This is a genomic window from Bacillus sp. SW14 (assembly GCF_047608225.1).
GTDB lineage: Bacteria > Bacillota > Bacilli > Bacillales > Bacillaceae > Bacillus > Bacillus subtilis_G.
Genome location: NZ_JBLKRW010000001.1, coordinates 4,078,183 through 4,103,406 on the forward strand (window position 1 = coordinate 4,078,183; position 25,224 = coordinate 4,103,406).

General features: G+C 47.5%; 22 protein-coding genes and 1 other annotated feature. Of the genes, 6 read left to right on the forward strand and 16 right to left on the reverse strand.

Annotated elements, in window-relative coordinates; translation table 11 throughout:
- Positions 1 to 72: 72 nt before the first annotated feature.
- The 13 genes from ACMX2I_RS20585 to ACMX2I_RS20645 all read right to left on the reverse strand — a co-directional run bounded on the left by ACMX2I_RS20585 (position 73) and on the right by ACMX2I_RS20645 (position 14,583).
- Positions 73 to 1,008, reverse strand: a complete 936-nt coding sequence (locus tag ACMX2I_RS20585) for a HAMP domain-containing histidine kinase (RefSeq protein WP_087993090.1) — start codon at positions 1,006 to 1,008, stop codon at positions 73 to 75.
- Position 1,009: 1 nt separating this feature from the next.
- Positions 1,010 to 1,690 carry a response regulator transcription factor gene (locus ACMX2I_RS20590; RefSeq protein WP_202328878.1) on the reverse strand — a complete coding sequence of 227 codons (681 nt, stop codon included), beginning with the start codon at positions 1,688 to 1,690 and terminating at the stop codon, positions 1,010 to 1,012.
- A 96-nt stretch (positions 1,691 to 1,786) separates the two neighbouring features.
- Positions 1,787 to 2,722: a DMT family transporter gene (locus ACMX2I_RS20595; RefSeq protein ID WP_414958194.1), complete on the reverse strand. Its 936-nt coding sequence runs from the start codon at positions 2,720 to 2,722 to the stop codon at positions 1,787 to 1,789.
- Positions 2,723 to 2,742: 20 nt separating this feature from the next.
- Positions 2,743 to 2,901 carry an anti-TRAP regulator gene (rtpA, locus tag ACMX2I_RS20600; protein WP_414958195.1) on the reverse strand — a complete coding sequence of 53 codons (159 nt, stop codon included), beginning with the start codon at positions 2,899 to 2,901 and terminating at the stop codon, positions 2,743 to 2,745.
- Positions 2,902 to 2,997: 96 nt separating this feature from the next.
- Positions 2,998 to 3,245: a binding site (T-box leader), on the reverse strand.
- 56 nt (positions 3,246 to 3,301) lie between these two features.
- On the reverse strand, positions 3,302 to 4,222 hold the full coding sequence (gene mphK, locus ACMX2I_RS20605; RefSeq protein ID WP_289346383.1) for a macrolide 2'-phosphotransferase MphK: 921 nt from the start codon (positions 4,220 to 4,222) through the stop codon (positions 3,302 to 3,304).
- Positions 4,223 to 4,498: 276 nt separating this feature from the next.
- Positions 4,499 to 6,031 carry a galactarate dehydratase gene (garD, locus tag ACMX2I_RS20610; protein ID WP_414958196.1) on the reverse strand — a complete coding sequence of 511 codons (1,533 nt, stop codon included), beginning with the start codon at positions 6,029 to 6,031 and terminating at the stop codon, positions 4,499 to 4,501.
- Between the two features lie 92 nt (positions 6,032 to 6,123).
- Complete coding sequence (locus ACMX2I_RS20615) at positions 6,124 to 6,825, reverse strand: FadR/GntR family transcriptional regulator (protein ID WP_087993087.1); 702 nt, start codon at positions 6,823 to 6,825, stop codon at positions 6,124 to 6,126.
- Positions 6,826 to 6,894: 69 nt separating this feature from the next.
- A complete protein-coding gene (gudD, locus tag ACMX2I_RS20620; RefSeq protein WP_414958197.1) occupies positions 6,895 to 8,262 on the reverse strand; it encodes a glucarate dehydratase in 1,368 nt (455 codons plus the stop codon).
- A 36-nt stretch (positions 8,263 to 8,298) separates the two neighbouring features.
- Positions 8,299 to 9,666 carry a glucarate transporter GudP gene (gene gudP / locus ACMX2I_RS20625; RefSeq protein ID WP_414958198.1) on the reverse strand — a complete coding sequence of 456 codons (1,368 nt, stop codon included), beginning with the start codon at positions 9,664 to 9,666 and terminating at the stop codon, positions 8,299 to 8,301.
- Positions 9,667 to 9,750: 84 nt separating this feature from the next.
- On the reverse strand, positions 9,751 to 11,217 hold the full coding sequence (gene gucD, locus ACMX2I_RS20630; protein ID WP_414958199.1) for an alpha-ketoglutaric semialdehyde dehydrogenase GucD: 1,467 nt from the start codon (positions 11,215 to 11,217) through the stop codon (positions 9,751 to 9,753).
- A 32-nt stretch (positions 11,218 to 11,249) separates the two neighbouring features.
- The gene (kdgD, locus tag ACMX2I_RS20635) at positions 11,250 to 12,176 is read right to left on the reverse strand and encodes a 5-dehydro-4-deoxyglucarate dehydratase (protein ID WP_414958200.1); all 927 of its coding nucleotides are present in this window, start codon (positions 12,174 to 12,176) and stop codon (positions 11,250 to 11,252) included.
- 229 nt (positions 12,177 to 12,405) lie between these two features.
- Positions 12,406 to 13,341 carry a DNA-binding domain-containing protein gene (locus tag ACMX2I_RS20640; protein ID WP_394716514.1) on the reverse strand — a complete coding sequence of 312 codons (936 nt, stop codon included), beginning with the start codon at positions 13,339 to 13,341 and terminating at the stop codon, positions 12,406 to 12,408.
- A 9-nt stretch (positions 13,342 to 13,350) separates the two neighbouring features.
- Complete coding sequence (locus ACMX2I_RS20645) at positions 13,351 to 14,583, reverse strand: ATP-binding protein (RefSeq protein ID WP_333519240.1); 1,233 nt, start codon at positions 14,581 to 14,583, stop codon at positions 13,351 to 13,353.
- 296 nt (positions 14,584 to 14,879) lie between these two features.
- Between ACMX2I_RS20645 and ACMX2I_RS20650 the strand changes: the two genes are divergently transcribed.
- The 4 genes from ACMX2I_RS20650 to mmuP all read left to right on the forward strand — a co-directional run bounded on the left by ACMX2I_RS20650 (position 14,880) and on the right by mmuP (position 19,927).
- Positions 14,880 to 15,863: a glutaminase gene (locus tag ACMX2I_RS20650; protein ID WP_414958201.1), complete on the forward strand. Its 984-nt coding sequence runs from the start codon at positions 14,880 to 14,882 to the stop codon at positions 15,861 to 15,863.
- A 23-nt stretch (positions 15,864 to 15,886) separates the two neighbouring features.
- Positions 15,887 to 17,323, forward strand: a complete 1,437-nt coding sequence (locus tag ACMX2I_RS20655; protein WP_414958202.1) for an alanine/glycine:cation symporter family protein — start codon at positions 15,887 to 15,889, stop codon at positions 17,321 to 17,323.
- A 125-nt stretch (positions 17,324 to 17,448) separates the two neighbouring features.
- Positions 17,449 to 18,396, forward strand: a complete 948-nt coding sequence (gene mmuM, locus ACMX2I_RS20660) for a homocysteine S-methyltransferase (RefSeq protein ID WP_414958203.1) — start codon at positions 17,449 to 17,451, stop codon at positions 18,394 to 18,396.
- A 118-nt stretch (positions 18,397 to 18,514) separates the two neighbouring features.
- The gene (gene mmuP, locus ACMX2I_RS20665) at positions 18,515 to 19,927 is read left to right on the forward strand and encodes an S-methylmethionine permease (protein WP_414958204.1); all 1,413 of its coding nucleotides are present in this window, start codon (positions 18,515 to 18,517) and stop codon (positions 19,925 to 19,927) included.
- 36 nt (positions 19,928 to 19,963) lie between these two features.
- Here the strand turns inward: mmuP and ACMX2I_RS20670 are convergent, their stop codons facing one another.
- The 3 genes from ACMX2I_RS20670 to gamR all read right to left on the reverse strand — a co-directional run bounded on the left by ACMX2I_RS20670 (position 19,964) and on the right by gamR (position 22,282).
- Complete coding sequence (locus ACMX2I_RS20670) at positions 19,964 to 21,031, reverse strand: branched-chain amino acid aminotransferase (protein ID WP_333519106.1); 1,068 nt, start codon at positions 21,029 to 21,031, stop codon at positions 19,964 to 19,966.
- A 211-nt stretch (positions 21,032 to 21,242) separates the two neighbouring features.
- Positions 21,243 to 21,518 (reverse strand): DUF1648 domain-containing protein, encoded by a 276-nt coding sequence (locus ACMX2I_RS20675; protein ID WP_087991804.1) that lies wholly within the window; start codon positions 21,516 to 21,518, stop codon positions 21,243 to 21,245.
- Positions 21,519 to 21,574: 56 nt separating this feature from the next.
- Positions 21,575 to 22,282 carry a transcriptional regulator GamR gene (gamR, locus tag ACMX2I_RS20680; RefSeq protein ID WP_087991803.1) on the reverse strand — a complete coding sequence of 236 codons (708 nt, stop codon included), beginning with the start codon at positions 22,280 to 22,282 and terminating at the stop codon, positions 21,575 to 21,577.
- Between the two features lie 218 nt (positions 22,283 to 22,500).
- Here gamR and nagB point away from each other — a divergent pair, with 218 nt between their 5' ends.
- Both nagB and ptsG read left to right on the forward strand, forming a co-directional pair.
- The gene (nagB, locus tag ACMX2I_RS20685; RefSeq protein ID WP_414958205.1) at positions 22,501 to 23,250 is read left to right on the forward strand and encodes a glucosamine-6-phosphate deaminase; all 750 of its coding nucleotides are present in this window, start codon (positions 22,501 to 22,503) and stop codon (positions 23,248 to 23,250) included.
- Between the two features lie 20 nt (positions 23,251 to 23,270).
- Entirely contained in the window at positions 23,271 to 25,166 is a 1,896-nt protein-coding gene (ptsG, locus tag ACMX2I_RS20690) for a glucose-specific PTS transporter subunit IIBC (protein ID WP_414958206.1), read from the forward strand.
- Positions 25,167 to 25,224 lie beyond the last annotated feature (58 nt).

Sequence of the window (25,224 nt, forward strand, 5' to 3'; positions counted from 1 at the left end):
TTTCCTGTTTTCTATTGTAGCGGCGATCCCTGTCATTTTTATTTCTCAAATCTTAAGAAATTCTTACGTTTGCTAGTATGTCATTCGTTTCAATGTAATCGTAAATGCGGTCCGTTCGTACGGCTTGCTTTGAATGGATATAGTGCCTCCCATTTTTTCCGTAAGCCGTTTTGTAATGGTTAAACCGAGACCGCTTCCTTGAAATGCTTTATTTCTGGATTCTTCAAGTGTGTACAGCCTCTCAAACACACGCTGCTGATCGGTTTCACCGATCCCTTTTCCGCGATCCCATACAGTGATGGCAACGCTCGTCTCATCATACGACAGCGTCATGCCGATAAACTTGCCGGCCGCGCCATATTGAATCGAATTGGATAAGAGGTTTTGCAGGATTCTGTCCAATGCCTCTTCATTCGCCTGCGCAAACACCGGCGTGTCCGGGATATCGATGGCAGCTTGAAAGCCTTTTGACTGAACGGCGTCATAATAGTGCAGGATATTTCGTTTGCATATTTCGTTCATATGTATTTTGGTGATCGGGATGTCTTGATCTTCAGATTCTAATTTCGCTAAATCAAAAAAGGAGTTGATCATCTGAATGAGTTCATTTGTTTTCTGGCCGAGCTTACCCAGCAATCTCTCCCGCTCTTCGTCCGGCATGTCATGATCACTTTTAATGGTTTCGATATAACCGAGAATGACTGTTAACGGCGTTTTAAGGTCGTGTGACATATTGGTCAGCATTCGCTTCATAGACTGCTCTGTTTTGGCAAACCGGGCGCTGATCTGCTGACGATTCTCAACGAATAGGTTGGTGTTGACAAGCAGGTCTTTCACCGCCTGATCGTCTGTATGAAGCAAAATTTGCCCTGCCGAATCCCGATTGAGCATGGCTCCGAGCTGTTCAGCCATGTATGCCAAATTCCCATCCCGCTTCTTTTTCATCATGAATTGAATGACATTCAGACATACCAGAACGATGACAGCGGCCATCCATAACACTGTCATGCTAAAACTCTCCTAATTTATAACCGATGCCCCATAACGTTTTAATGTATTGAGGTGAAGAGGGATCGTCTTCAATCTTTTCTCTAAGACGCCGCATATGTACGTTAATGATATTTTGATCGCCAAAGTACTCGTCATTCCAGACCGAACGGAAGATTTGTTCTTTCGTAAACACTTTTTTAGGATTTTCCGCAAACAGGCACAGCAGCTGCCATTCTGTTGACGTTAGCTGAAGCGGCTTCCCACTTTTCAACACTGAGACATTATCTGTATCTATCGTAAGCTGTTGAATCTGGATCACCTTATTCTCAGCCGGTTCCTCTGCCGAATATTGCGTCGCCCGCCGTATCGCGGCCTTTACTCTAGCTGTCAGCTCAATCATCGAAAACGGTTTGGAGATATAATCATCCGCCCCAAACCCCAGTCCCAATGCCTTATCCACATCTCCGTCTTTTGCCGAAATCATTAAAACTGGAATGTTGCTTTTTTCGCGGATGATTTTCAGAAAATCCATGCCGTTCAGCTTCGGGAGCATGATATCAAGGAGAATCAAATCATATGAATCCTGACGAAACAGCCGGATGCCTTCTTCTCCATCGAAAGCATGCACCATCTCAAAACCTTCTTTTGTTAAATAATGATCCACCATTTCACTGATTGAATGGTCGTCTTCTACAAGCAATATGCGCTGCATCTTCTCACCTAACCTTTGCAAAATCAAAAAACACACACGTAATTACACTTATTGTAATTGAAAAACGTGTGTGTTTTACAAAAATTATTTTTTTCCTGTTTTTAGTTTCCTGTATTCCATGCCCGTAATGATCAAAAATACGGCTGCGCATCCGATGGCTTGAGTAAGCCGTAGCCGTTCACCAAGAAATAAAGCCCCATAGAAAATCGTCAGGACAGGTCCTGCCATTGAAATGATGGCTGCTCGCTGTGCTCCTATTCGTTTTATGCCCTCAAGCATCAGCACAAATGGAATCACAGTGGTCACGACTGCGATCAACAAAAACAAACCATAGACAGCAGGCGGATATGCTGCTATTGGTATATTCAGACCGATCGTCGATTTGATGCCAATGTAAAGCATCATGGCCGCCCCGGCAGCTGTCATCCCGTACGCATTAAGACGGATGCCTCCGATTTGATGTACGAGCCACCCGGAAAGGACAAGATAACCAGCATAGACGGCTGAGGATAACAAAACGAATGCAGATCCAATCATATTTGCCTGAAAGAGCTCAGTATCCCAGCCGCCAAGCGCAAAGAAAAGACCTAACATGACTGCCAGCACTGTGAAAAAATCCTGAATGGAAACCATTTTCCGGTCACGGCATGCGGTAAATACGATTGCAAATATCGGACTGCTCATCAGCAAAATACGCTCAACCATTGCGGATACATGGTTCAGCCCGATAAAATCAAGCAAGGGAGACAGAAAAAAACAAAACACGCCCGCGACACAGGCCTTCAGTAGGTCTCCTTTTTTATTGCCGTCTGGCATTGAAGGACGGTATAACAAAAAAATCAGCCAAAACAGCGGAACAGCAAATAGCTGTCTGTATAACAATACCGCGTCTGGCTCAGCACCCATTTGATATGCCCACTTAATCCAAATTGACTTAGACGCAAAACAAACCGTTCCGATCAGCAAAAAAATTGTACCTAATGCGGCCTCTCGACTCTTACTCTTCTCTTCTGCTCTCATCTCAGCTCAGCTTTTCTCCTTTACTTGTTCAAATGCTTTTGTATAAAATCCAGAAGCGTATATCCTTGAGCAGTCAGAATAACACCTTTCCCGCTACAGGCCGGGGGTTTTCCTTCGATTTCTCCAGCTCTTTCACATCTGGGGCATGCGACCTCAAGATCATCAGTTGCAATAACCATTTGATATCCTCCTTTCCTATTCATCTGTTATGCACCACCAGCCATCATCCATTGGCCGTCACCTCCTTTAAGAAACACAAAAAACCCCCGTCCTATTCAAAGGACGAGGGTCTCGCGGTACCACCTTTATTAACAGCTTTACAGCCGTTCACTCTCAGTACAGAAAACATCCGTTTCGATACTCCTCTCTTGGTAACGGGGAGAGAATCCCGGCATCGCCTACTATCCGTTCAGCAAAGCAATTCAGAAGCCCATTCGGCATCAGGGGAGGATCGGTTCACACCTGCCACCGACTCTCTGAACCTCCATCCCGATGCGTACTTACTCTTCCTCACGATTGTTGATCCGTTCTATTATTTGTAAAGTTTATAATACTTGGTTAATGAAATGAAGTCAATTCTTAACCCGGTTTGACGCCAAGTGCTTCCAGCGCCATATTGATGTGTTCCTCCTGCTTTGTTTGCAGAGCGAACTTGGCAATTTCCAGCGGATACGCCGCCTGCATTTCTGAAATGTGTTCGTGCATTTTTGCCCATATTCGGCCGCCTCCTTGATTATAGTATTCAAGTAAACGGGCAGTTTCTTTTTCTCCGAAAATGGTTTGATAAAGAACAAAATCCTTGGCTGGGTCGGCAACTTTCGCTTCTGTCCAATCCAGAAGACCTGCGACACGTTCATTTTGGTCGATAAGGATATGCGGCGGGTGGAGATCCCCGTGTATCAGGGTAGAGAAACCCGGCCAATATGCATCATCATTTATCCACGTTTGCCACCTTTCCCAAAGCTGCTTAGATACGCCAAGCTTATTCTTCACATCAACCATAGATTCTGCTGTCATTCGCCTGAAATCTTCCGGCATTATCACTTCTATTCCGGATTGTCCGGCAGCTGTTTGATTCGTGCCATGTAATTCTGCCAGTATGCCGGCAAGTGTGTGGACAAAATTGTCTGACGGCGGCTGATGATTCATGTTCCATACATATTGCTTCTGTTCCAAATCAATCCCAGCCGCCGGCGTTCCTTTTAACATGGGGTAAGCGATCAATTCAGGTGTATGAATTCTCCAATCCGGCACATCAGCTGTAAGATTCGTGCGGAGAAAAGCAAGCGTTCTGCCTTCCGCATACGCTCTTTCAACTACATCACTTCGGCGAGGTTTTCGCAGCACCCATTGCATACCTGTATCGTCCTCGGCAAATACAACTTGAAAGTCCATTCCGGTTTCATTCAATTGCGCGTTCTCAGAGTGAACTGTCAAACCTCGCATGCGTGCAACTCCGACAATCTCCGTGATAACCTGTTTTTCTGTAAGGTTTGTCATCCCATTTCCCCTTTCTCATGCTCCGGCCTGTAGCAGAGAGTGTGGATGTTTGAAGGCACAAAAAAGAGGGCGGGCATCGCCACCCTCTTTTTTGATTACAATATAAGGGCTCATACATAGGCAGATTCATCCCGATTCTCTCGCATTCAGGCGAAAGTTATTCACTATTGAATTCGTGTCAATCGGAATCTCTGAATGCCATGCTGTAACCCCTCCGTTTCCTATACGTTAATTGTATTTTACAGCATATTCCATCTCATCGCTATAAAAAAAGATTCAAGTCACCGGAGCAGGATTAAACAAGCACAAATCATTATGAAGGCCCCACCGGTCCGCCCACGTTTGTTTGCGGCCGCTCGCCACAGCCAGAATGGTCCTGAAGATTTCCCAGCCTACGTCTTCAATACTGGCCTCTCCTGTCGCGATTCGTCCGGCATTGATATCGATTAAATCCGCCCAATGCTCTGATAATGAATGCCGTGTCGATACTTTCAGCACCGGGGCAACGGCCAGGCCGTACGGTGTTCCCCTTCCTGTCGTAAAAACCTGCAGATTCATGCCTGCCGCCAGTTGCAGGGTTCCGCACACAAAATCGCTCGCCGGTGTCGCCGCAAACAGCAGGCCTTTTTGCTCCGCCTTTTCACCTGGTCCGAGCACGCCGGAGATGGGGCTTGTGCCTGATTTCGCTACCGAACCTAACGCTTTTTCAACAACATTGGATAGCCCGCCTTTTTTATTGCCTGGTGACGGGTTCGCGCTTCGGTCCACTTCACCCCGCCGCAGATAGCTGTCATACCACTTCATCTCTTCGATCAGCGTATGTCCGACCTCTTCACTCACAGCCCGCGGTGTTAATAAATGAATCGCATCCCGCACCTCTGTCACTTCAGAAAACAAAACCGTTGCACCTGCGCGAACCAATAAATCAGCCGCATACCCCACCGCGGGATTCGCCGTCACGCCCGAAAACGCATCACTGCCTCCGCATTGCAGGCCAATAACCAGATCCGAAACAGGGCAGGTCACACGGGTTCTGCTGTTCAGCCTGATTAACCGTTCCTCCGCCATTTCCAAAATGGATTGAATCATCGCCGCAAAACCTTGGTGATCTTGGAGTGAGAGGATATCATCATGCTTCTCAGGCGCAATCCTTGCCGGGAGGAGCTTTTCACAACCCAATCCGATCACCATCACTTCCCCGCCGAAGTTCGGATGCTTCGCCAGATTTTGAATCGTGCGAATCGGAATGACAGCGTCAGGCGCATTGATCGCCACGCCGCAGCCGTATTGATGATGCAACGGCACAACGTCATCGACATTTGGATATTTCGGCAGCAGCTCTTCTTTGATCCGTTTGACCGCATAATCCAAAACGCCAACGACACATTGAACACTTGTGGTGATACCGAGAATATTTTTCGTGCCGGCACTGCCGTCCGCATTTCGGTACCCTTCAAACGTATATCCTTCAAGAGTTGGCAGCGGTTTGGGCACTCTGTTTGCGAGAGGAAGATCATCTAAAGCGGGAGGAGCGGGCATTCTTACGAGGGCGTCCCTTATCCAGCTCCCGCGTTTGATCGTCTCATCGGCAAATCCGATCACCTCTCCGTAACGCACGATCTCATCCCCTTGATTGAGATCGGTTAACGCCACCTTATGGCCTTGAGGGACATCCTCTTCAAGTACGAGCCCGCATGAAAAAACAGTGCCCTTTGGAAGTCCCCCGTCATTGACAATAATCGCCGTGTTATCTGTTTCATTCACTTTGATGTAAAGGGGCGCTTGGTTCTGCCTGAGGTTCATCGCCATATGAAAATCACTCCTTATATCATAGTAAACGCTTTCTTAATCGGTTCAAAAAAGCCGCAGCTCTTTCGTTTCAACTGCGGCTGTCTCTGCAATTATTTCTCATCCATGCCCTTTAGAATTTTGTCACGGACAAATTTCAGATGCTCATACATGTGGTAATGCGCTTTGTAAGGGTCTCTTTTAGCAAGTGCATCGTAGATTTTTTTGTGATATTCGACCGTTACATCTCTCTCCCTGTACGGAATCTGGCTGTCAATTTTCGCATGGGTAATTAAGAGAGACTGAATCATCCCTTCGACAACGGGGTTATTGGCACTTAACGCAATAATTCGATGGAATTCTTTATCCGCTTCACCATAAAGATTGTCAGTGCTGCTGGCGATGTCGTCGATCGTCTTCTGCAAACGCTGGAGTTCATCCTCATTGATTTTTTCCGCGGCAATCGTCACGAGTCCGAGTTCTAACGCCATTCGCGCTTCAATGATGGCCGGAAGATTATCAGTGGCCAAGGCAAGCATGACGGAAAATGGCTGCATGCCAATTTTATCGTTGAAATACGTGCCGCCGCGGGTTTTTCTCGTAATGACGCCCAGCGTTTCAAGTGAACTCAGCGCCTCCCGAAGCACCGGCCTGCTGACATGCAAAATGTCCATCAGTTCCATTTCTGTCGGCAATTTGTCTCCGGCCTTTAACTGTCCGCTCGACAATAAATGGACAATTCGTTCAATGACCTGCTTGGCTAATGTTTTCCGATTGACTGTATCGACTTTCAGATCCTCTAAACCTTCGTACACGAACAACTCTCCCTTCAGTTGTTCAATTGTAAGACAAAACAGCCAAGGTGACAATATTTACAATCAATCTTATCGCACAAGACACGGGCGTTTCCGGTCGAACTCCCAGTTGTTGATCAGAAACTGCATAGGGATCGCGTCATTCCGGGCGCCTAAATTCATTTTCTTATAGAGCTCATGCGCTTTTTCAACTTGTTCCATATCAATGTCAACGCCAAGACCGGGCTTATTCGGCACCTTGACACAGCCATCGGCAATCTCAAAAGGCTGTTTCGTTAAACGCTGCCCGTCCTGCCAGATCCAATGGGTATCAATCGCCGTAATGCGTCCCGGAGCCGCTGCAGCCACATGGGTAAACATCGCAAGGGAAATATCAAAGTGGTTGTTGGAGTGGGAGCCCCATGTCAAACCCCAATCATGGCACATTTGCGCCACCCGCACCGAACCCTGCATCGTCCAGAAGTGCGGATCAGCCAGCGGAATATCCACCGCGTGAAGCTGGATCGCGTGACCCATTTCCCGCCAGTCGGTCGCAATCATATTTGTCGCGGTCGGAAGCCCTGTCGCACGGCGGAATTCAGCCATTATTTCACGGGCGGAGTAGCCGTTCTCATCCCCGCACGGATCTTCCGCATACGCAAGCACATCATGCTTTCCTTTGCATAATGTAATAGCTTTCTCTAATGACCACGCCCCGTTCGGATCAAGGGTAATTCTCGCCTCAGGAAAACGTTTTGATAATGCGGTGACAGCTTCGATTTCATCCTCTCCCCGCAGCACCCCGCCTTTCAGCTTGAAATCCTGAAAGCCGTAGCGCTCCTGCGCGGATTCGGCAAGGCGTACAATAGCCTCAGGCGTCAGTGCTTCCTCATGGCGAAGACGGAACCACTCACAACCTGACTGCTCATCGCCTTGATACGGCAGGGTCGTCCGCTTTCGGTCACCGATGTAAAAGAGGTAGCCGAGCATTTTCACTTCATCGCGCTGCTTCCCTTCGCCCAACAAGGCCGCGACCGGTTCCTGAAGAAACGTTCCAAGCAAATCTAACAAAGCCGCTTCCAGCGCTGTGACGGCATGTACCGTGGTGCGCAAATCAAACGTCTGGATGCCGCGCCCTCCCCTGTCCTGATCGGCAAACTGCTTTCTGACCGTCTGCAATATCGCCTGATACGCGCCAATAGACTTTCCGACAACAAGCGGCTCTGCCAGCTCGAGTGTACGGCGTATCTGTTCTCCGCCAGGCACCTCGCCAACTCCCTGATTTCCGCTGCTGTCAGTTAAGATCACAATATTTCGGGTGAAAAATGGGCTATGCGCGCCGCTCAGATTCAGCAGCATGCTGTCATGTCCCGCAACAGGGATCACCTTCATCTCACAAATTGAGGGAATATTCGATCTCTTTTCTTTTTGAACCTGCTCTTGTATTGGTGAACTCATGTTTTATCCTCCTTTTATAAAGCGCTTTCATAATTATTAGACAGGCAATGATTGATCGGGGTCCTGCTCTTGTTTCTTTAACACGACCCGTTTGATCGGCCCGACCAGCAACAAATAGCTGAGGATCGCCGCAATCGCATTAGCGCCGACAAACACAAGCGCTCCATTAAAAGATCCTGTAGCGTTAACAATATAACCAATAATAATCGGAGTCGTAATCGAGGCGATGTTTCCGAATGTGTTGAACAACCCGCCGCTTAATCCTGCACACTCTTTCGGAGACGTGTCCGACACGACAGCCCATCCCAATGCGCCGAAGCCTTTTCCGAAAAACGCGAGTGACATAATGACAACGACAAGCCACGCTGAATCCGTGTAGTTGCAGACAATCATACTGCAAGACAGCAGCATGCCGACAATGATCGGCGCCTTTCTTGCAAAGGTCAGAGAACGGCCTTTTTTGAGCAAGATGTCTGACACGATGCCCCCAAGCACACCGCCGGCAAATCCGCATAGCGCCGGCAGGGAAGCGACAAACCCCGCTTCAAGGATAGACATTCCGCGGGCCTGAACCAAATATACCGGGAACCATGTGAGAAAGAAATAGGTGAGAGTTGTAATGCAATATTGCGCGATGTACACGCCGATCAGCATGCGGTTCGTCAACAGCTGTTTGATATAAGGCCATTTCGATTCTGTTTCTTGCTTGCTTTTGCTGTCATCCATGGAAATCAGCCCGCCGCCCTGTTCGATATATGCAAGCTCGGCTTCATTGACCTTCGGATGTTTTTTAGGTTCATACACCGCTTTTAGCCAGATGACAGCCAGAAGAATGCCCGCGGCACCCATGACAACGAAGACGGAATGCCAGCCGAAAGAGTGGGTGAGCCAGCCCATTAAAGGAGAAAAAATGACGATTGCGAAGTATTGAGCTGAATTAAAAAAGGCTGAAGCTGTCCCTCGCTCGGAGCTTGGGAACCATGAGGCAACAACTCTTCCGTTTCCGGGAAATGAAGGCGCTTCGGACAAGCCGACCAGAAAACGCAGTGCAAACAGCAGGATAATCGCTGTGCCGGCGGAGAAAAAACCAATCGCCCCTTGCAGCAGCGTAAAAAACGACCAGAAAAAAATGCTTAACGCAATGACCGTCTTTGAACCAAAACGGTCCAGCAGCCAGCCGCCCGGAAGCTGCCCGATGACATAGGCCCAGCCAAAAGCAGAAAAGACATATCCCATGGCGACCGAGTCCAATCCCAGGTCATGCTGGACGGAATCTCCCGTGATGGAAAGCGTCGCCCGATCCGCGTAGTTAATAGAGGTCACAAGAAACAGCATAAAAACGATGAACCAGCGTACAGACGTTTTTTTGCCCGCCGGTGAAACATTCGCATAGTCTTTTTTCATAGTATCTTCTCCTTTTCAAAGTAGAGAATCATATGCTGGCTGTGATAAAGCTGGGAAAGAGACGTCCGCCTCTTTCCAGCACCATTACGGCTTCACAAAAACGGTTTTGATCGCCGTGAAAAAGTCCTTCGCCGCCTCACCCTGTTCACGGGAGTGGGAGCTTGACTGCTTCATGCCGCCAAAAGGCGCCTGAAGCTCAACACCCGCGCTTTCTGCGTTAATCCGGACAAGCCCGGCGTCAATTTCATCAACGAATGAAAGCATTCTGCCGATGTTTTGCGTAAAAATGGATGCGCTTAAACCAAACTTCACATCATTGGCGATGTCCAGCGCCTCCTCCATCGAGTCCACCTTGATCAGGGCGATCACCGGGCCGAAAATTTCTTCTTGGGCAATCGTCATCTCAGATGTCACATTGTCAAAGATGGCAGGCTGAACATAATAGCCGTTTTGATACTTTCCGTCCTCCAGCTTTTCTCCTCCAATCAAAAGGGAAGCGCCTTCCTGTTTGCCTTTCTCAATGTACGACAGACAGTTATCAAGCTGATTCTTGCTGGCAATCGGTCCCATCCAGACATCCCCTTTTAAGCTGTCTCCGATCGTAATATCTTTTGTGCGCTGGAGAAGTTTTTCTTTAAAACGATCGTAAATTCCGCTTTGCACAATGACGCGGCTTGTCGCGGTACACTTCTGTCCGGTTGAACGGAAGGCACCCGTAATGACAGCTTCTGCCGCAGCTTCAAGATCAGCGTCATCAGCTACGATGACCGGGTTTTTGCCGCCCATTTCAAGCTGATATTTGGCTCCTCTCGCTAAAGCGGCCTGCCCGATGATTTTGCCGACTTGATTTGAACCGGTAAACGTAACGGCGTTTACTCCGTCATGCTCAGCAAGTCCCTGCCCGACAACAGAACCCGGGCCTGTCACGAAATTGATGACTCCTGCCGGCAGCCCCGCTTCTTCAAAGCAGGCAATCAATTTCGCGCATGTCACGGCTGTTTCTGTCGCCGGTTTGATGACAACGGTATTGCCGTACACCAATGCCGGGGCCATCTTCCAAATCGGAATCGCCACCGGAAAGTTCCACGGAGAAATCACGCCGACCACACCGAGCGGAACACGAGTTGTGAACATGAGCGCGTCTTTGTCAGTAGACGGAATGACGTCACCCGTTTTGCGCATGCCCTCTCCGGCATAATAGCGCAGAATCGCAATACCCCGAGCCGTTTCTCCTTTCGCTTCCGGCAGTGTTTTTCCCATTTCACGCGTTGCACAGGCGGCGATTTCCTCCAAGCGCTGTTCCATGATATCCGCTGTTTTGTATAAGTATTGGCCCCGCTCGGCACCCGTCAGCTTTCTCCAAGCCGTTTTGGCTTTATTGGCGGCGGCGACGGCCCGTTCCACATCTTCAGCCGTTGAATTCTGTACATAGCCGACAATATCATTCACATCCGCGGGGTTTTCGGCCTTGACCATATCGCCTGACTCAGACTTCACCCACTCTCCGTTAATAAAGTTCAGATACGTGTTTTGTTCCGTGATCACAGACATGCCCATTGCCCCTTTCATGTTTTTTCTGTTCATCAAACCGTCGCGGCTTTTTTCGGAAAACGGTCAGCCGCCTGCTTCAAAATCGCTTCTAATTGCTGATAGTGCTCTTTTTCAACCGGGCCGACAGGCGGTCTGGCTGTGTTTCTCACATTTAATCCCATGATCTCCATGCCCGCTTTAATCAAAGATACGGCGTATCCTTTTCGTTTTTTGCGAATGTCGTTGATCGGCAGAATCACATGCTGATAGAGCTCCTTCACCAGCTCGTCATTTCCGTTTTTCAATGCGTCATAGAACATCCGGGAAATATGCGGGATATAATTTGAAATCGCTGAAGAATAAGAGTGAAATCCGATCGGCAGGTAAGCCGGCATCGTCACTTCAGCCATCGGCATTCCGTTGAGCCATCCTAAGCGGTCGCCGAGCGTATAGACGAGATTAACATTCAAATCCATATTCCCCACCCCGTCCTTCACACCGACAAGCTGTTCCAATTGGGTCAGCCGCTTGATCTGCTCAAGAGAGAGAACGGCGTTATCGCGCTGATAAAGAATCGCATTCAGGTCAGTGCTTTCAATAATCGTTTTCGCATACTGATAGAGCCCCTCCTGTTCGCCATGTACCAAATACGGAGGCAGGATCAAGTAGCCATCGGCGCCTTTTTTCTCCGACAGCTGCGCCCATTCAAGCGCTGTGCTGAGATTACCCCCCACCCCCGTGTAAACCGGAACCTTTCCTCCGGCTGCCGAGACTGCGACTTCGACCATTTGCGCGTATTCCTTCTGGCTGAGAGATTGAAATTCACCAGACCCACAAGCGATAAAAATCGCTTCTAAGCCTTCTTCCAGCAAAAACTCAATGTTTTGAAAAAGAGCTTCCTCCTCCAGTTTTCCTTGTGTGTTAAAAGGAGCAACCGGAAAACCTAAAATTCCAGCGGGTGCTTTTCTCATACGGCTCATCAACATAACCTCCTGTTATTCGTGTAAACCGCCCTGACTGAAAGCGCTTTTATTAGTTTTTTTGTTTCGCATCCGCTCCTTCCCATACTTCCTTTTGTTTAATTGTAAGACAAATAAACAATAAGTCAATATCTTTATTTTCTGATATTTTATAAAAAGAAGGTAAACCGCTGTACCTCCGGGGTTCTGGCGCAGCAAAAAAACAGCCGGGACAGCCGGCTGTTTGGTTTTACACCCTTCTTTGTTTCATCGCCTCATGCAAAAGCTTCGCCTCCAAAAAGAACACATGGATGAATTTTTTCATATTCACTCTCGCAGTGGCGAGAGGTTTTGCATCCTTGGATTGGAGTTCTTTCATTTTCTGGCTGACAACCGGAAAATCAAAGAATTTCGATGCATAGGTTTCAAATTTCGGATTTGAAAAATCAGTTGTGCCCAGTGAAGCAAAATGATGCAGTGAATGGATAATCGCTCTGCGAATGCGCTGCTCCGAGGCTTTCATTTCGCGATTGACTTCCGTTTGGGATGCCCCTGCCCCCAGCTTCCGTTCCGCTACTTGAGTGAAGATCTGTTTTAGCGAAGGGATATGTTTTTCGTACGGCTCATGTTCTGCTAAATACTGCAGCACCGCCACGAGATCATGCGCGCCGCCTTCCCCCATCATGCCCAACTCGGACAATAGGAATGTTCCTGCTTCTTTTAAGCCGCTGTCACTATTCTGCTGAGGACGCGTTTTCCGTTCATTCCGATTGACAAGCCGGCTGAGAGAGAGCTGAATAGCCCCAATTGAGTGCTCAAGCTCGATCCGTTCCTTCACTTTTTGGAGAACCGTGACAATTTCAATGCGGTTAATCGGCTTATGGATAAAATATTCGATGCCGAGTGAGTACGCTTCTCCGACCATTTCCTTCGCTTCCACTTGAGAGATCATGACGATCTTGCCGGAGTACGTATTTTGGAGCTGGCGAATCGTCTCAATGCCGTCTCTTCCAGGCATTAACAGATCAATTAATAATATATCAATCTGCTTGAATTGCAGCATATGCCCTTCCACTTGGCTCCCGTCTTCCGCTTCACCAGCAGCTTCCCCGAGATCCTCATCCTCAATGATCTGCCTTAAAATCGACCGTACCGCACGGTCATCATCAGCGATAAAAAAACGCATAGCTTCGGTTCACCCTTTCTGAATCAAATGCCGGACAGGCAGCCTAACAGCAAACACCACTCCACGCTGCTGATTATCAAATGTGATATCCCCTTCCAGCTCTGTCACGATTTCCTTCACGTAGGAAAGTCCGATTCCCGTAGAAGGCGTGCCATATTCGTCATATTTTGAGGTAAAGCCCGGGTCAAACACAATCTCTCCGATTTTCTCAGAAATGCCGGGACCATTGTCTTCCACCTGGAATTCTACCATATTCTCATTTGGCCTACGGAGCCTCAGGCTGATCATTCCCTCTTCCCCCATGGCCTCTACCGCATTCGCCGTTAGATTATTAATAATCGAAAGCACGATAAATACGTGATATTCTTCATGCTCCCCCTCTATCAAGCAGTGAAAATCAATCTGCTTTCCCAGTGCTTCAGCGTACTTCTCATTCATGCGAATCACAAGCTGCAGCAAATCAGACGCCCTCATATAATCTCTCAAGCTCTCATTAGAAATCAGTTTTGAAAGCCCGGCGAATATCCGCTGGTTGTCCTTTTTCACTTCATGAATTTCTCCGGCGAGCCTCAGGATTCTGCCGCTGAGCTGATCATCTTTGCCCTTTACCTCCCGATAGAGCTGATACGAATCGTTCGTCACTTGTTCTGTCGTTTTCAGCGTCTTTTTTAGATGCACCGTTTCTTCATATAAATTGGAAACGATCATCAGCATATGCTCGTGCTGCCGCCTTGTCTGTTTTTCTCTCGATTGTGTTTCATACAGCTTCAGCACACTATAAAAGCTCATCACGATAAATGTGTGAGAAATCGCAATCACCGCGAGGTCGGTGATTTCCTCAGGCGTGACGACGGTATGGAACATGAGAAACTGCACAGCCAGCTCGACACAATCTGCCACAATTTCAATCATAAATCCGACAAAACCGAGCATAAACGGCCGTTCACGGAAACGATTAGCCTTCAATACGGAAAACAGGCAGGCGTAAGTCATATAAAAGAAAAAGCCAGACGCTTGGTCATACAGAATCGGAGTCAGTCCATCGTGTCCCCCGCGCCACAATTCCAGAAAGACACGAAAGACGAGTACTGCCGCTCCAGTCAGAAAACCCGGCAGCACAGCGGGCACATGCCGCAGCAGCGACAAGAAGAAGAAAAAAACCGGTGCGCCAAAGCTGATTCGGAACTCTTCATTAAGAGGATAAAATTTCAGTTCACCGGCCAACGGCACCGTCATCAGCATGAGAGCCAATATATATCCATCTTTTTCAAAAAAACGCTCCAGTTTTATGATGATCACATCCTCGCTTTTATTTTGGAGAAACGGCAGAAAACCTGCAAATTTCTTTTGACCCAGAACATAAGGTTTTTATAAATCTTACGGCTTATTTTCAAAATATTTTTGTCGTATTTTGTATGATTCTGTAGTCGTCATTATACAGTAAATATACCCTCCGCTTTAGTGAAAGCGTTTAATGCCCCTTCATCCTTCGTTTTGGTAAACCATAGTCCTTTAAAAAAACAGTGAGGAGGAATTTGATGAAAGAATTGATAAAAGAGCCCCGGAAAGAAATAGACCCGGCGTCCCAGCTGCATGATTGGGTGGAGCACTATCGCCCATTTGCCGCTAATGGACAAAGTGCAAATTATATCCCCGCTTTAGGAAAAGTCAATGATTCACAGCTCGGCATTTGTATATTGGAGCCTGACGGAACGATGATACACTCCGGCGACTGGAACGTCCCTTTTACCCTGCAAAGCATTTCAAAAGTGATCAGCTTTATCGCCGCCTGCATGAGCCGCGGCATTCCCTATGTACTGGACCGCGTAGATGTCGAGCCGACAGGTGACGCCTTTAATTCCATCATTCGGCTCGAAATCAACAAGCCGGGAAAGCCATTCAATCCTATGATCAACGCGGGTGCTCTCACCATCGCCTCGCTTCTTCCCGGAGAGTCGGCACACGATAAGCTCGATTTTCTTAACTCGGTAATAGAAACCTTAATAGGAAAACAGCCGAGAATTCATGAGGAAGTGTTCCGGTCTGAGTGGGAAACCGCCCACCGCAACAGAGCGCTGGCCTACTATTTAAAAGAAACAAACTTTTTAGAAGCAGACGTAGAAGAAACGCTTGAGGTTTACTTGAAGCATTGCGCCATGGAAAGCACCACTGAAGATATTGCATTGATCGGCCTGATCCTTGCCCATGACGGCTATCATCCGATTCACCGCAAGCAAGTGATTCCAAAGGACGTGGCAAAATTGGCCAAGGCGTTAATGCTGACGTGCGGCATGTACAACGCTTCAGGCAAATATGCGGCGTTTGTCGGCGTGCCGGCCAAAAGCGGCGTCTCCGGCGGCATTATGGCACTGGTTCCTCCAAGCGCCAGAAGAGAAGAGCCTTTTCCATCCGGTTGCGGGATCGGCATTTACGGACCGGCCATTGATGAATACGGCAACAGCCTCACTGGCGGAATGCTGCTGAAGCATATGGCACAGGAGTGGGAACTCAGCATTTTTTAAAAATAAAAAAAAGAGGTGATTGTATGCAGCAAATTCTGGAACATGTCGTCGGTATCGCAAATGATCTTTTGTGGTCAAAGCTATTAATTGTATTGCTCCTTTCTCTGGGAATCTATTTTACGTTCAGACTGAAGTTTTTGCAGGTTCGCATGCTGAAAGAAATGGTCAGGGTATTAAAAGAAGGTGCTGCCTCCCGATCGAAAAACAGCATTTCTCCGTTTCAAGCGTTCTGTATCAGCATGGCAGCCCGTGTCGGAACGGGAAATATTACGGGCATTGCCATCGCCATTGCGCTCGGCGGACCCGGTGCAATCTTCTGGATGTGGATTATCGCCATTATCGGATCAGCATCAAGCTTTGTGGAAAGCACACTGGCCCAGATTTATAAAGTAAAAGATGAAAACGGATTCCGCGGCGGACCGGCTTATTACATGGAAAAAGGGCTGAACAAAAGGTGGATGGGCGCGCTGTTCGCTGTATTAATCACCTTATCGTTCGGTATCGTCTTTAACTCGGTCCAATCAAATACAGTCAGCCTCGCCTTTGAAAACGCGTTCGGCACAAACCGCCTGACATTGGGACTCATTTTAATTACTGTGTTCGGCACGATTATTTTCGGCGGCGTAAAACGGATTGCGAAGCTGGCTGAATCCATTGTCGTCGTGTTGGCTGCCCTGTATATCAGCGTTGCGTTTTTTGTGATTTTAACCAACATTACGCAGCTGCCTGACGTGATTGCGCTTATCGTGAAAAATGCGTTTGGTTTTGACCAGGCTGCTGGCGGCGCTTTGGGAGCGGCTTTAATGCAGGGCGTCAGACGGGGAATCTTTTCAAACGAAGCGGGAATGGGGAGCGCACCGAATGCCGCCGCCACCGCAACGACAAGCCATCCTGTCAAACAGGGGCTGATTCAAGCGCTGGGTGTGCTGTCAGATACGCTAGTCATTTGTACAAGCACTGCTTTTATCATCCTGTTTTCGGATGCCTATCAAACTCCGGGACTGAGCGGAATCGCGTTGACACAAGCCTCTCTCAGCTCCCATGTCGGATCGTGGGCATCAGGCTTTCTCGCCATTCTGATTTTGTTATTCGGTTTCTGTGCTTTAATCGGAAACTATTATTACGGGGAAACCAATATCGGCTTTTTAAACAAAAGTAAAAAACTGATTTTTGTCTACCGTATCGGCGTGCTGGCGATGATTGTGTTTGGCTGTGTTGCCAAAGTCCAGCTCGTCTGGGATCTGGCTGATTTGTTCATGGGCTTGATGGTCATCGTGAATTTAATTGCGATTTTCTTATTATCAAAGGTCGTTTTTGCGGCGCTGCAAGACTATACACGTCAGAAAAAAGCGGGCAAAGATCCAGTCTTTTATAAAAATGTGCTCAAAAACCACAATGGCATTGAATGCTGGCCGCTTTCTGACAAACAGGCTGACACACACAACAAACAAATATCATAAAAAAAAGGTGTTCAGATAGACGGGCTGAACACCTTTCCCTTTTGTGTTTATTGACAAACACGTAAACCTCCCTTACGATTTTCATATCTTTTCAAAAAATCTGAAAGAAGGCATCGGTACATTCTATGAATCCTATCCAACACATACTAGATACATACCCGCTTATTGTGCTAGACGGCGCCATGGCGACCGAGCTTGAACGCAAGGGCTGTGATTTGAACGACAGTCTCTGGTCGGCAAAAATCCTGATGGAAGAGCCGGATCTGATTAAACAAGTGCATACTGATTATTTTGCGGCAGGCGCTGACTGTGCAATCACCGCCAGCTATCAGTCTACGTTTGAAGGCTTTGCCGCACGCGGGCTGAGCGAAGCGGAAGCACGCCGGCTCATCGAGATGTCCGTCAGCATCGCAGCTGAAGCACGTGATGAATTTTGGGCGCTCGAAGAAAACCGTGTCAATCGGCCAAAGCCGATCATTGCAGCTTCTGTAGGGCCTTATGGCGCTTATCTTGCAGACGGCTCTGAGTATCGCGGGGACTACGGAATCTCAGAGGATGAACTTGTTGAATTTCATCGTCCCCGCTTGAAGGCGCTGATCGAAGCCGGGGCTGATGTGTTGGCATGCGAAACGATTCCGTGTCTGAGCGAAGCAAAAGCGATTGCGCGGCTGCTGAAGGAGTTTCCTGAAACGTATGCGTGGATCAGCTTCAGTGCAAAAGACAGCCTTCATATTAGTGACGGAACACCTGCCGCTGACTGCGCGTCATGGCTTGATGAGCACCGCCAAATTGCAGCGCTCGGCATCAACTGCACGCCGCTTCAGCTTATCCCTTCTCTAATAGAGGAGTTAAAAAAGCACACATCAAAACCGATCATCGTCTACCCGAATTCAGGCGAGCAGTATGATCCGGAGACAAAAACGTGGAACGGGGCGGCATGCGGAGAACCTTACGGAGTAAGCGCCCGCGCGTGGCATGAAAAAGGAGCGAAGCTGATTGGCGGCTGTTGCCGGACAAAACCCGAAGATATTAAAGAAATCGCGGCTTGGGCGCGCTCTTTAAAAACAACTTGACTTATCGGAATTGTTTGTATATTCTATCTTAAAGCCGGTTCGCCGGAGTCTCGTGTCACTCGCTGACATGGGATTTTTTATTAAAGGAAAGAAATCGCCGATAGAAAGTTGGAAAAAGATGAAATCTGCTCACAACAAGAATGAGACAAACTTTCAGAGAAGTATGAAAAGCCGGCACCTCTTTATGCTTTCCTTAGGGGGTGTCATCGGAACCGGACTGTTTTTAAGCTCCGGCTATACCATTCAGCAGGCAGGCCCGGCGGGAACGATACTCGCCTACTTAGTCGGCGCCGGAATCGTCTATTTGGTCATGCTATGCCTCGGTGAGCTGTCTGTAGCCATGCCTGTGACAGGCGCCTTTCACACCTATGCAACCAAATACATAGGACCGGGAACTGGATTTACGGTCGCTTGGCTGTACTGGCTGACATGGACCGTGGCATTGGGATCGGAATTCACAGCAGCCGGCCTGTTAATGCAGCGCTGGTTCCCCCATACGTCCGTTTGGATGTGGAGTGCCGTCTTTGCGCTGCTGATTTTCTTGCTTAACGCATTTTCGGTCAAGTTTTTCGCTGAATCGGAATTTTGGTTTTCCAGCATCAAAGTTTTAGCCATTGTATTGTTTATTCTTTTAGGCGGCTCTGCCATGTTCGGCATCATTCCGATTCAAGGCGGAGATGCCGCTCCGATGCTGTCCAATTTCACAGCGGAAGGCGGGCTCTTTCCACATGGATTTGTCCCGATTTTGATGACGATGCTGTCTGTCAATTTTGCCTTTTCGGGGACTGAACTGATCGGAATTGCCGCCGGAGAAAGCGTCGATCCCGACAAGACGATACCAAAAGCGATTAAAACAACGGTCTGGCGTCTTTCACTCTTCTTTATCGGAACCATTTTTGTCCTGTCAGGGCTGATTCCGATTCAAGAAGCAGGCGTCATCAAAAGCCCGTTTGTCGCTGTCTTTGACAGAGTCGGTGTGCCATACGCAGCCGATATCATGAACTTTGTCATCCTGACAGCGATCCTGTCAGCGGCTAATTCCGGACTCTACGCTTCTTCCCGGATGCTGTGGTCTTTATCAAAAGAAAAGACGCTTCACCCGGCATTTGCAAAGCTGACATCAAAAGGAACCCCGTTTAACGCGCTGGTGTTCAGCATGATCGGCGGCATTCTCTCATTGCTGTCCAGCGTATTTGCGCCAGACACTGTATACGTTGTGCTCGTGTCGATTTCCGGTTTTGCGGTCGTTGTCGTGTGGATGGGAATCGCAGCTTCTCAATTCATGTTCAGAAAACGGTATATCGAAGCTGGAAACAAGGTCGCCGATTTAAAGTACCGGACCCCTTGGTATCCGTTCGTGCCGATTGCCGCGTTCCTATTATGCCTGGCATCCGTACTCGGCATTGCCTTTGATCCAAATCAAAGAATCGCGCTGTATTGCGGCATTTCTTTTATGGCCATCTGCTACGCAGTGTATTATGCGAAAAACCGCATAAACAAGCCGACAGCTGATATGACTCATTCAAAGTAAAAAGAACCTGCCTCAGAGCAGGTTCTTTTTCGATCTTTAGACTTCCACTGTCCAGTTGCACGGCCCTTTCACTTTGCCAAGCTGAATATCTGTTATCGTTTCATACAATTTTTTCGAGATGTCCCCGATTTGTCCGTCGCCTACAATCACCGTTTTTCCACGAATATTGAGTTCACCAACAGGCGTTACGACGGCTGCCGTGCCCGTGCCGAAGACCTCTGTCAATTCCCCGCGCGCAGAGGCCGCATAAATCTCATCAATCGAAATTCTCTCTTCACGAACCGGAATGCCCCAGCTGCGAATCAGTTCAATCGCAGACGCACGTGTAATCCCGCTTAAAATACTCCCGTTTAAAGCCGGTGTGACAGCTTCCCCGTTCATGACAAAAAAGATGTTCATGCTCCCTACTTCTTCCACGTATTTCTTTTCAATCGCGTCCAGCCACAGCACCTGGTCATAGCCCCGCTCATTCGCTTTTCGCTGCGCTTCAAGGCTGGCGGCGTAGTTTCCCGACGTTTTTGCACATCCGACTCCGCCATTTACCGCCCGCACATACTCATCTTCGACGTAGATTTTCACCGGCTTCAGCTGATCGCCATAGTATGAGCCGACAGGCGAAAGCACGATCATAAATGTATAGGTTTTGGATGCTTTCACCCCAAGACTCGGTTCTGTGGCGATGATAAAGGGACGAATATACAGTGACGTCCCCTTTTCCTTGGGAACCCAATCTTTCTCCAGCTCAATTAATTGCGTCAATGCCTCAAGCACAAGCTCTTCGTCTAAAAGAGGCATACTCATGCGCTCACATGATCTGTTCAGCCGTTTGATATTTTGGTCCGGCCTGAACAGCAGCACTCTGCCATCTTCTGTTCTGTACGCTTTTAATCCTTCAAAAACAGCCTGGCCGTAATGAAAGACAGATGAAGAAGGATCAAGCGTAAGCGGCGCGTACGGCGTTATTCTAGGATGGCGCCAGCCCATTCCCTCTTCATAATCCATCACAAACATATAATCTGTAAAATATTTCCCGAATTCCAAGAATGACGGGTCAGGCTTCGCCTTATGAAATGCAATTTTTTCTCGTTCGATAAGCTTATTCAATCTGATCAGCACACCTTTCACATCATAGTTGTTTAAATATTCAGTCTTTTTAAAGCTGCAAAAACTTCAGCCGCTTCTTTGATTATACGCCGCTTTTAAACTATAAATTTCAGAATATTCTTTATGATCATCAGCTATTATACACCACATCCATTATCAAATGAAGAAAAAATAAAAGAAAAACAGCCAGATTCATTCCGGCTGTCTGATTTTAGACTGCTAAATAAAGGACGGCAATATGGCAAATCAGCAAAATATACACCGCGATCACAAATTGCCAATTGATCTTCTGCGCCCATGCGAACACCAACATCATGACAGGCAGTATCACTGTCCCCGCCAGCTTGTTCACTGTCAAATCCGGGCTGTTTGTACCATCATAATGAATCGGCATCTCCGCCGGAAGAAACGGATAAAACACCATTGAAAGGACGAAAGCAGCAATCACAGACCCCCACAGCGCTTTTCCATTCGTCAATAGAAACATAGAACCACCATTCCTTTCTTCATAACCATCAGGCGTTTTCTTTCATACGCATTGCTTTATGAATGATATGACTGTTCTACGGTGAATTTCGTTCGGTCTCCCCGCGTAATAATTTGCGCATATTCCACGACTTCTTCATTTTTATCATAGGTGAGGGATTCTGCTAAAAACGCCGGTGCTCCCACATTGGTTAATAAGTGGCCGCTGATCGTTTCATCGGTTAAAATCGGTTCGATCGATTCCGTGCCCCTGCTGATTTCAATATTGTATTTTGTCCTTAACAGTTCAAAAAGCGAGCCGGTGCACTCTTCCGGAGCCAGACCAGGTGCCGCTTTCCATGGAATATATGAGGTGTGGTACTGCAAAGGTTCCCCCTCGGCATATCTGACTCTGACAAGCTTATTGACAGGTTCATTCTCTTTCATTTTCAAAAGCTCGGCAATGGAGTGATCAGCAGGGATCACCACGAGTTCAAGCACTTTTGATTCAGAACGCAGGCCTCTCATTTGTTCTGCAAAGCTCGTAATCTGATGCGGAATCGGCGTTTGTATTTTTGCCGCCGATACAAATGTTCCTTTTCCTTGAATCCGTTTAATATATCCCTCAAGCTCAAGCTGCTGCAGAGCCAATCTCACAGTTGTTCTGCTGACATCATATTGCTCGCAAAACTCGCTCTCCGTCGGCAGTTGATCATTCGCCTGATATTTGCCCGACTTAATTAATTCAATGATTTTAAACTTGATAACAGAATATAAAGCTGTCATTTCATTCTCCCCATCCTGTATGCAAACCGTTCTTTTTGATTGAGACCATCATACCACTTTATCTCATAATGATGAAAGATTTGTATCTTTCTTTTATAACAAATTTTCAAAAATTTGTATTGACACTTTAATGATTATGGTGCTAAATTCGTAATGATAACTATCATAAATTGATTGTAACAAATATGGTGCTTGTCTATCTCTTTGGGGGGTGTCGCATGAAAATTATTGTCGCCGAGCATTATGAAGAACTCTGTAAGCTAAGCGCTAACATAATCAAGGAACATGTACAGGCAAAGAAAGATGTCGTTCTCGGCCTGGCAACAGGAAGCACGCCGGTCGGCTTGTACAAGCAGCTGATTTCAGACTATCAGTCAGGCGAAATTGATTTTTCAAAGGTTACTACATTTAATTTGGATGAATATGCAGGCCTCTCTCCATCTCATCCGCAAAGTTATAACAATTTTATGCATGAGCACCTTTTTCAGCATATCAATATGCAGCCTGACCATATCCATATCCCGCAAGGAGACAATCCGCAGCTTGAGGCTGAATGTATGATCTACGAGGATCTCATCCGTCAGTCGGGAGGCATTAATGTTCAAATTCTCGGCATCGGCGCCAACGGCCACATCGGTTTTAATGAACCGGGTTCTGATGTTGAGGGTCGAACACGAGTTGTTAAGCTGTCAGAAAGCACGATACAGGCAAATGCCAGATTCTTCGGCGGTGATCCTGTGGTGGTGCCGAGACTCGCAATTTCAATGGGCATTAAAACCATCATGAAATTCAGCAAACATATTGTGCTTTTAGCGAACGGCGAGGAAAAAGCAGATGCCATTCAAAAGATGGCTGAAGGCCCTGTCACGACAGATGTACCGGCCTCCATTCTTCAAAAACACAATCATGTAACCGTTATCACAGATCAAAAAGCAGCCAGCAAATTAAAGAATACATCCTACTCATAAAACAATAAAAGGAGATTATCATGTTTAAAAAGGCATTTCAAATTCTGCAGCAGCTTGGCCGTGCATTGATGACCCCGGTTGCCGTCCTGCCGGCAGCCGGTCTTTTGCTCCGTTTCGGTGACAAGGATTTACTGAATATCCCTATTATAAAGGATGCGGGCGGTGTTGTATTCGATAATCTGCCGCTGATTTTCGCCGTGGGGGTCGCGATCGGTTTAGCCGCCGGCGAAGGTGTAGCCGGACTTGCCGCTGTCATCGGATATTTAATTTTAACCGTTACCCTCGACAACATGGGGAAATTACTTGGCCTTCAGCCTCCGTATGAAGGAGCAGAGCACCTGATTGATATGGGCGTATTCGGAGGAATCATCATCGGGCTTCTTGCCGCCTTTTTATATAAGCGTTTTTCAACAATTGAACTGCATCCTGTCCTTGGATTTTTTTCAGGAAAACGGTTTGTCCCAATTATCACTTCCATCAGTTCATTGGTGATCGGCGTCATTTTCTCATTGGTATGGCCGCTAATCCAAAACGGGATTAACGCTGCCAGCAGTTTAATTGCCGATTCAACGGTCGGCCTGTTCTTTTATGCAACGATCTATCGGTTGCTGATTCCTTTTGGCCTGCATCATATTTTTTATACACCTTTCTATTTTATGATGGGAGAATACACAGACCCGTCAACAGGAAATACCATAACCGGCGATCTGACAAGGTTTTTCGCGGGAGATCCGACAGCCGGGCGCTTTATGATGGGAGATTTCCCTTACATGATTTTCTGTCTGCCGGCAGTTGCACTTGCCATTATCCATACCGCGCGTCCGGAAAAGAAGAAAATGATCTCCGGCGTGATGATTTCTGCCGCGCTCACATCTATGCTGACAGGCATTACAGAGCCGGTTGAATTTTCTTTCTTGTTCGTTGCGCCCGTGCTCTATTTGATTAACTCTATTCTCGCCGGCGTCATCTTTGTCGTTTGTGATTTATTCCATGTCCGCCATGGCTATACGTTCTCAGGCGGCGGAATTGACTACGTCTTAAACTACGGATTGTCGACAAACGGCTGGGTTGTCATTCCTGTCGGGATCGTATTTGCTTTCATATATTATTATTTGTTCCGATTTGCGATTTTGAAATGGAATTTAAAAACGCCGGGCCGTGAAACAGATGAAGCCGATCAGAATGAGGCAAAAGCGCCTGTTGCAAAAGACCAGCTTGCCTTTCATGTGCTGCAGGCCTTAGGCGGACAGCAAAATATCGCGAACCTGGATGCGTGTATTACAAGGCTCCGTGTGACCGTTCATCAGCCAAACCAAGTCAGCAAGGATGAATTAAAACGGCTTGGCGCAGTAGGTGTGCTGGAAGTCAACAACAACTTCCAGGCGATATTCGGAACAAAATCCGACGCCTTAAAAGACGACATCAAAACGATCATGGCTGGAGGTGTGCCTGATACAGCCGCCGCGCTGGATGCGGAAACTGACATACAACAGATTCCCGCTTCTGACGAATCCTTTATTTATCCGCTCAAAGGAGAAACAGTCTCTTTAACGGACGTGCCGGATCCAGTTTTTTCAGAAAAAATGATGGGCGAGGGGTTTGCGATTGATCCATCAGAAGGAAAAGTCATTGCCCCAGCAGACGGCGAAATCGTCTCCATTTTTCCGACAAAGCACGCCATCGGCTTTATGAGCGCCGGCGGCATTGAAATCCTGATTCATGTCGGCATTGATACAGTCAAATTAAACGGGAAAAGCTTCGAAGCACATGTCACGAGCGGACAAGCCGTCACACAAGGCGAACTGCTTCTCACATTTGATCTTGATTACATCAAACAGCATGCCGCTTCAGCTGTAACACCGGTCATTTTCACAAATGCATCTGAAGAAGAGATGAAGCACATTCAAATAAAGTAAAAAATCCCTCCTGCTGGTGATGTTTTCGTTGGCACATGAAAACTTCACCGCCAAAATA

Coding starts and splice junctions, on each gene's coding strand:
- ACMX2I_RS20645 (WP_333519240.1), bottom strand. CDS start 14,583: ATGCTGATGACGGTGCCGTTGGCCGGTGAACTGAAATTTTATCCTCTT.
- nagB (WP_414958205.1), top strand. CDS start 22,501: ATGAAAATTATTGTCGCCGAGCATTATGAAGAACTCTGTAAGCTAAGC.
- rtpA (WP_414958195.1), bottom strand. CDS start 2,901: ATGGTTATTGCAACTGATGATCTTGAGGTCGCATGCCCCAGATGTGAA.
- ptsG (WP_414958206.1), top strand. CDS start 23,271: ATGTTTAAAAAGGCATTTCAAATTCTGCAGCAGCTTGGCCGTGCATTG.
- gudD (WP_414958197.1), bottom strand. CDS start 8,262: ATGAGTTCACCAATACAAGAGCAGGTTCAAAAAGAAAAGAGATCGAAT.
- ACMX2I_RS20650 (WP_414958201.1), top strand. CDS start 14,880: ATGAAAGAATTGATAAAAGAGCCCCGGAAAGAAATAGACCCGGCGTCC.
- ACMX2I_RS20640 (WP_394716514.1), bottom strand. CDS start 13,341: ATGCGTTTTTTTATCGCTGATGATGACCGTGCGGTACGGTCGATTTTA.
- gudP (WP_414958198.1), bottom strand. CDS start 9,666: ATGAAAAAAGACTATGCGAATGTTTCACCGGCGGGCAAAAAAACGTCT.
- ACMX2I_RS20585 (WP_087993090.1), bottom strand. CDS start 1,008: ATGACAGTGTTATGGATGGCCGCTGTCATCGTTCTGGTATGTCTGAAT.
- ACMX2I_RS20655 (WP_414958202.1), top strand. CDS start 15,887: ATGCAGCAAATTCTGGAACATGTCGTCGGTATCGCAAATGATCTTTTG.
- mphK (WP_289346383.1), bottom strand. CDS start 4,222: ATGACAAACCTTACAGAAAAACAGGTTATCACGGAGATTGTCGGAGTT.
- ACMX2I_RS20675 (WP_087991804.1), bottom strand. CDS start 21,518: ATGTTTCTATTGACGAATGGAAAAGCGCTGTGGGGGTCTGTGATTGCT.
- gamR (WP_087991803.1), bottom strand. CDS start 22,282: ATGACAGCTTTATATTCTGTTATCAAGTTTAAAATCATTGAATTAATT.
- gucD (WP_414958199.1), bottom strand. CDS start 11,217: ATGTCTGTGATCACGGAACAAAACACGTATCTGAACTTTATTAACGGA.
- mmuM (WP_414958203.1), top strand. CDS start 17,449: ATGAATCCTATCCAACACATACTAGATACATACCCGCTTATTGTGCTA.
- ACMX2I_RS20595 (WP_414958194.1), bottom strand. CDS start 2,722: ATGAGAGCAGAAGAGAAGAGTAAGAGTCGAGAGGCCGCATTAGGTACA.
- mmuP (WP_414958204.1), top strand. CDS start 18,515: ATGAAATCTGCTCACAACAAGAATGAGACAAACTTTCAGAGAAGTATG.
- garD (WP_414958196.1), bottom strand. CDS start 6,031: ATGGCGATGAACCTCAGGCAGAACCAAGCGCCCCTTTACATCAAAGTG.
- kdgD (WP_414958200.1), bottom strand. CDS start 12,176: ATGAGCCGTATGAGAAAAGCACCCGCTGGAATTTTAGGTTTTCCGGTT.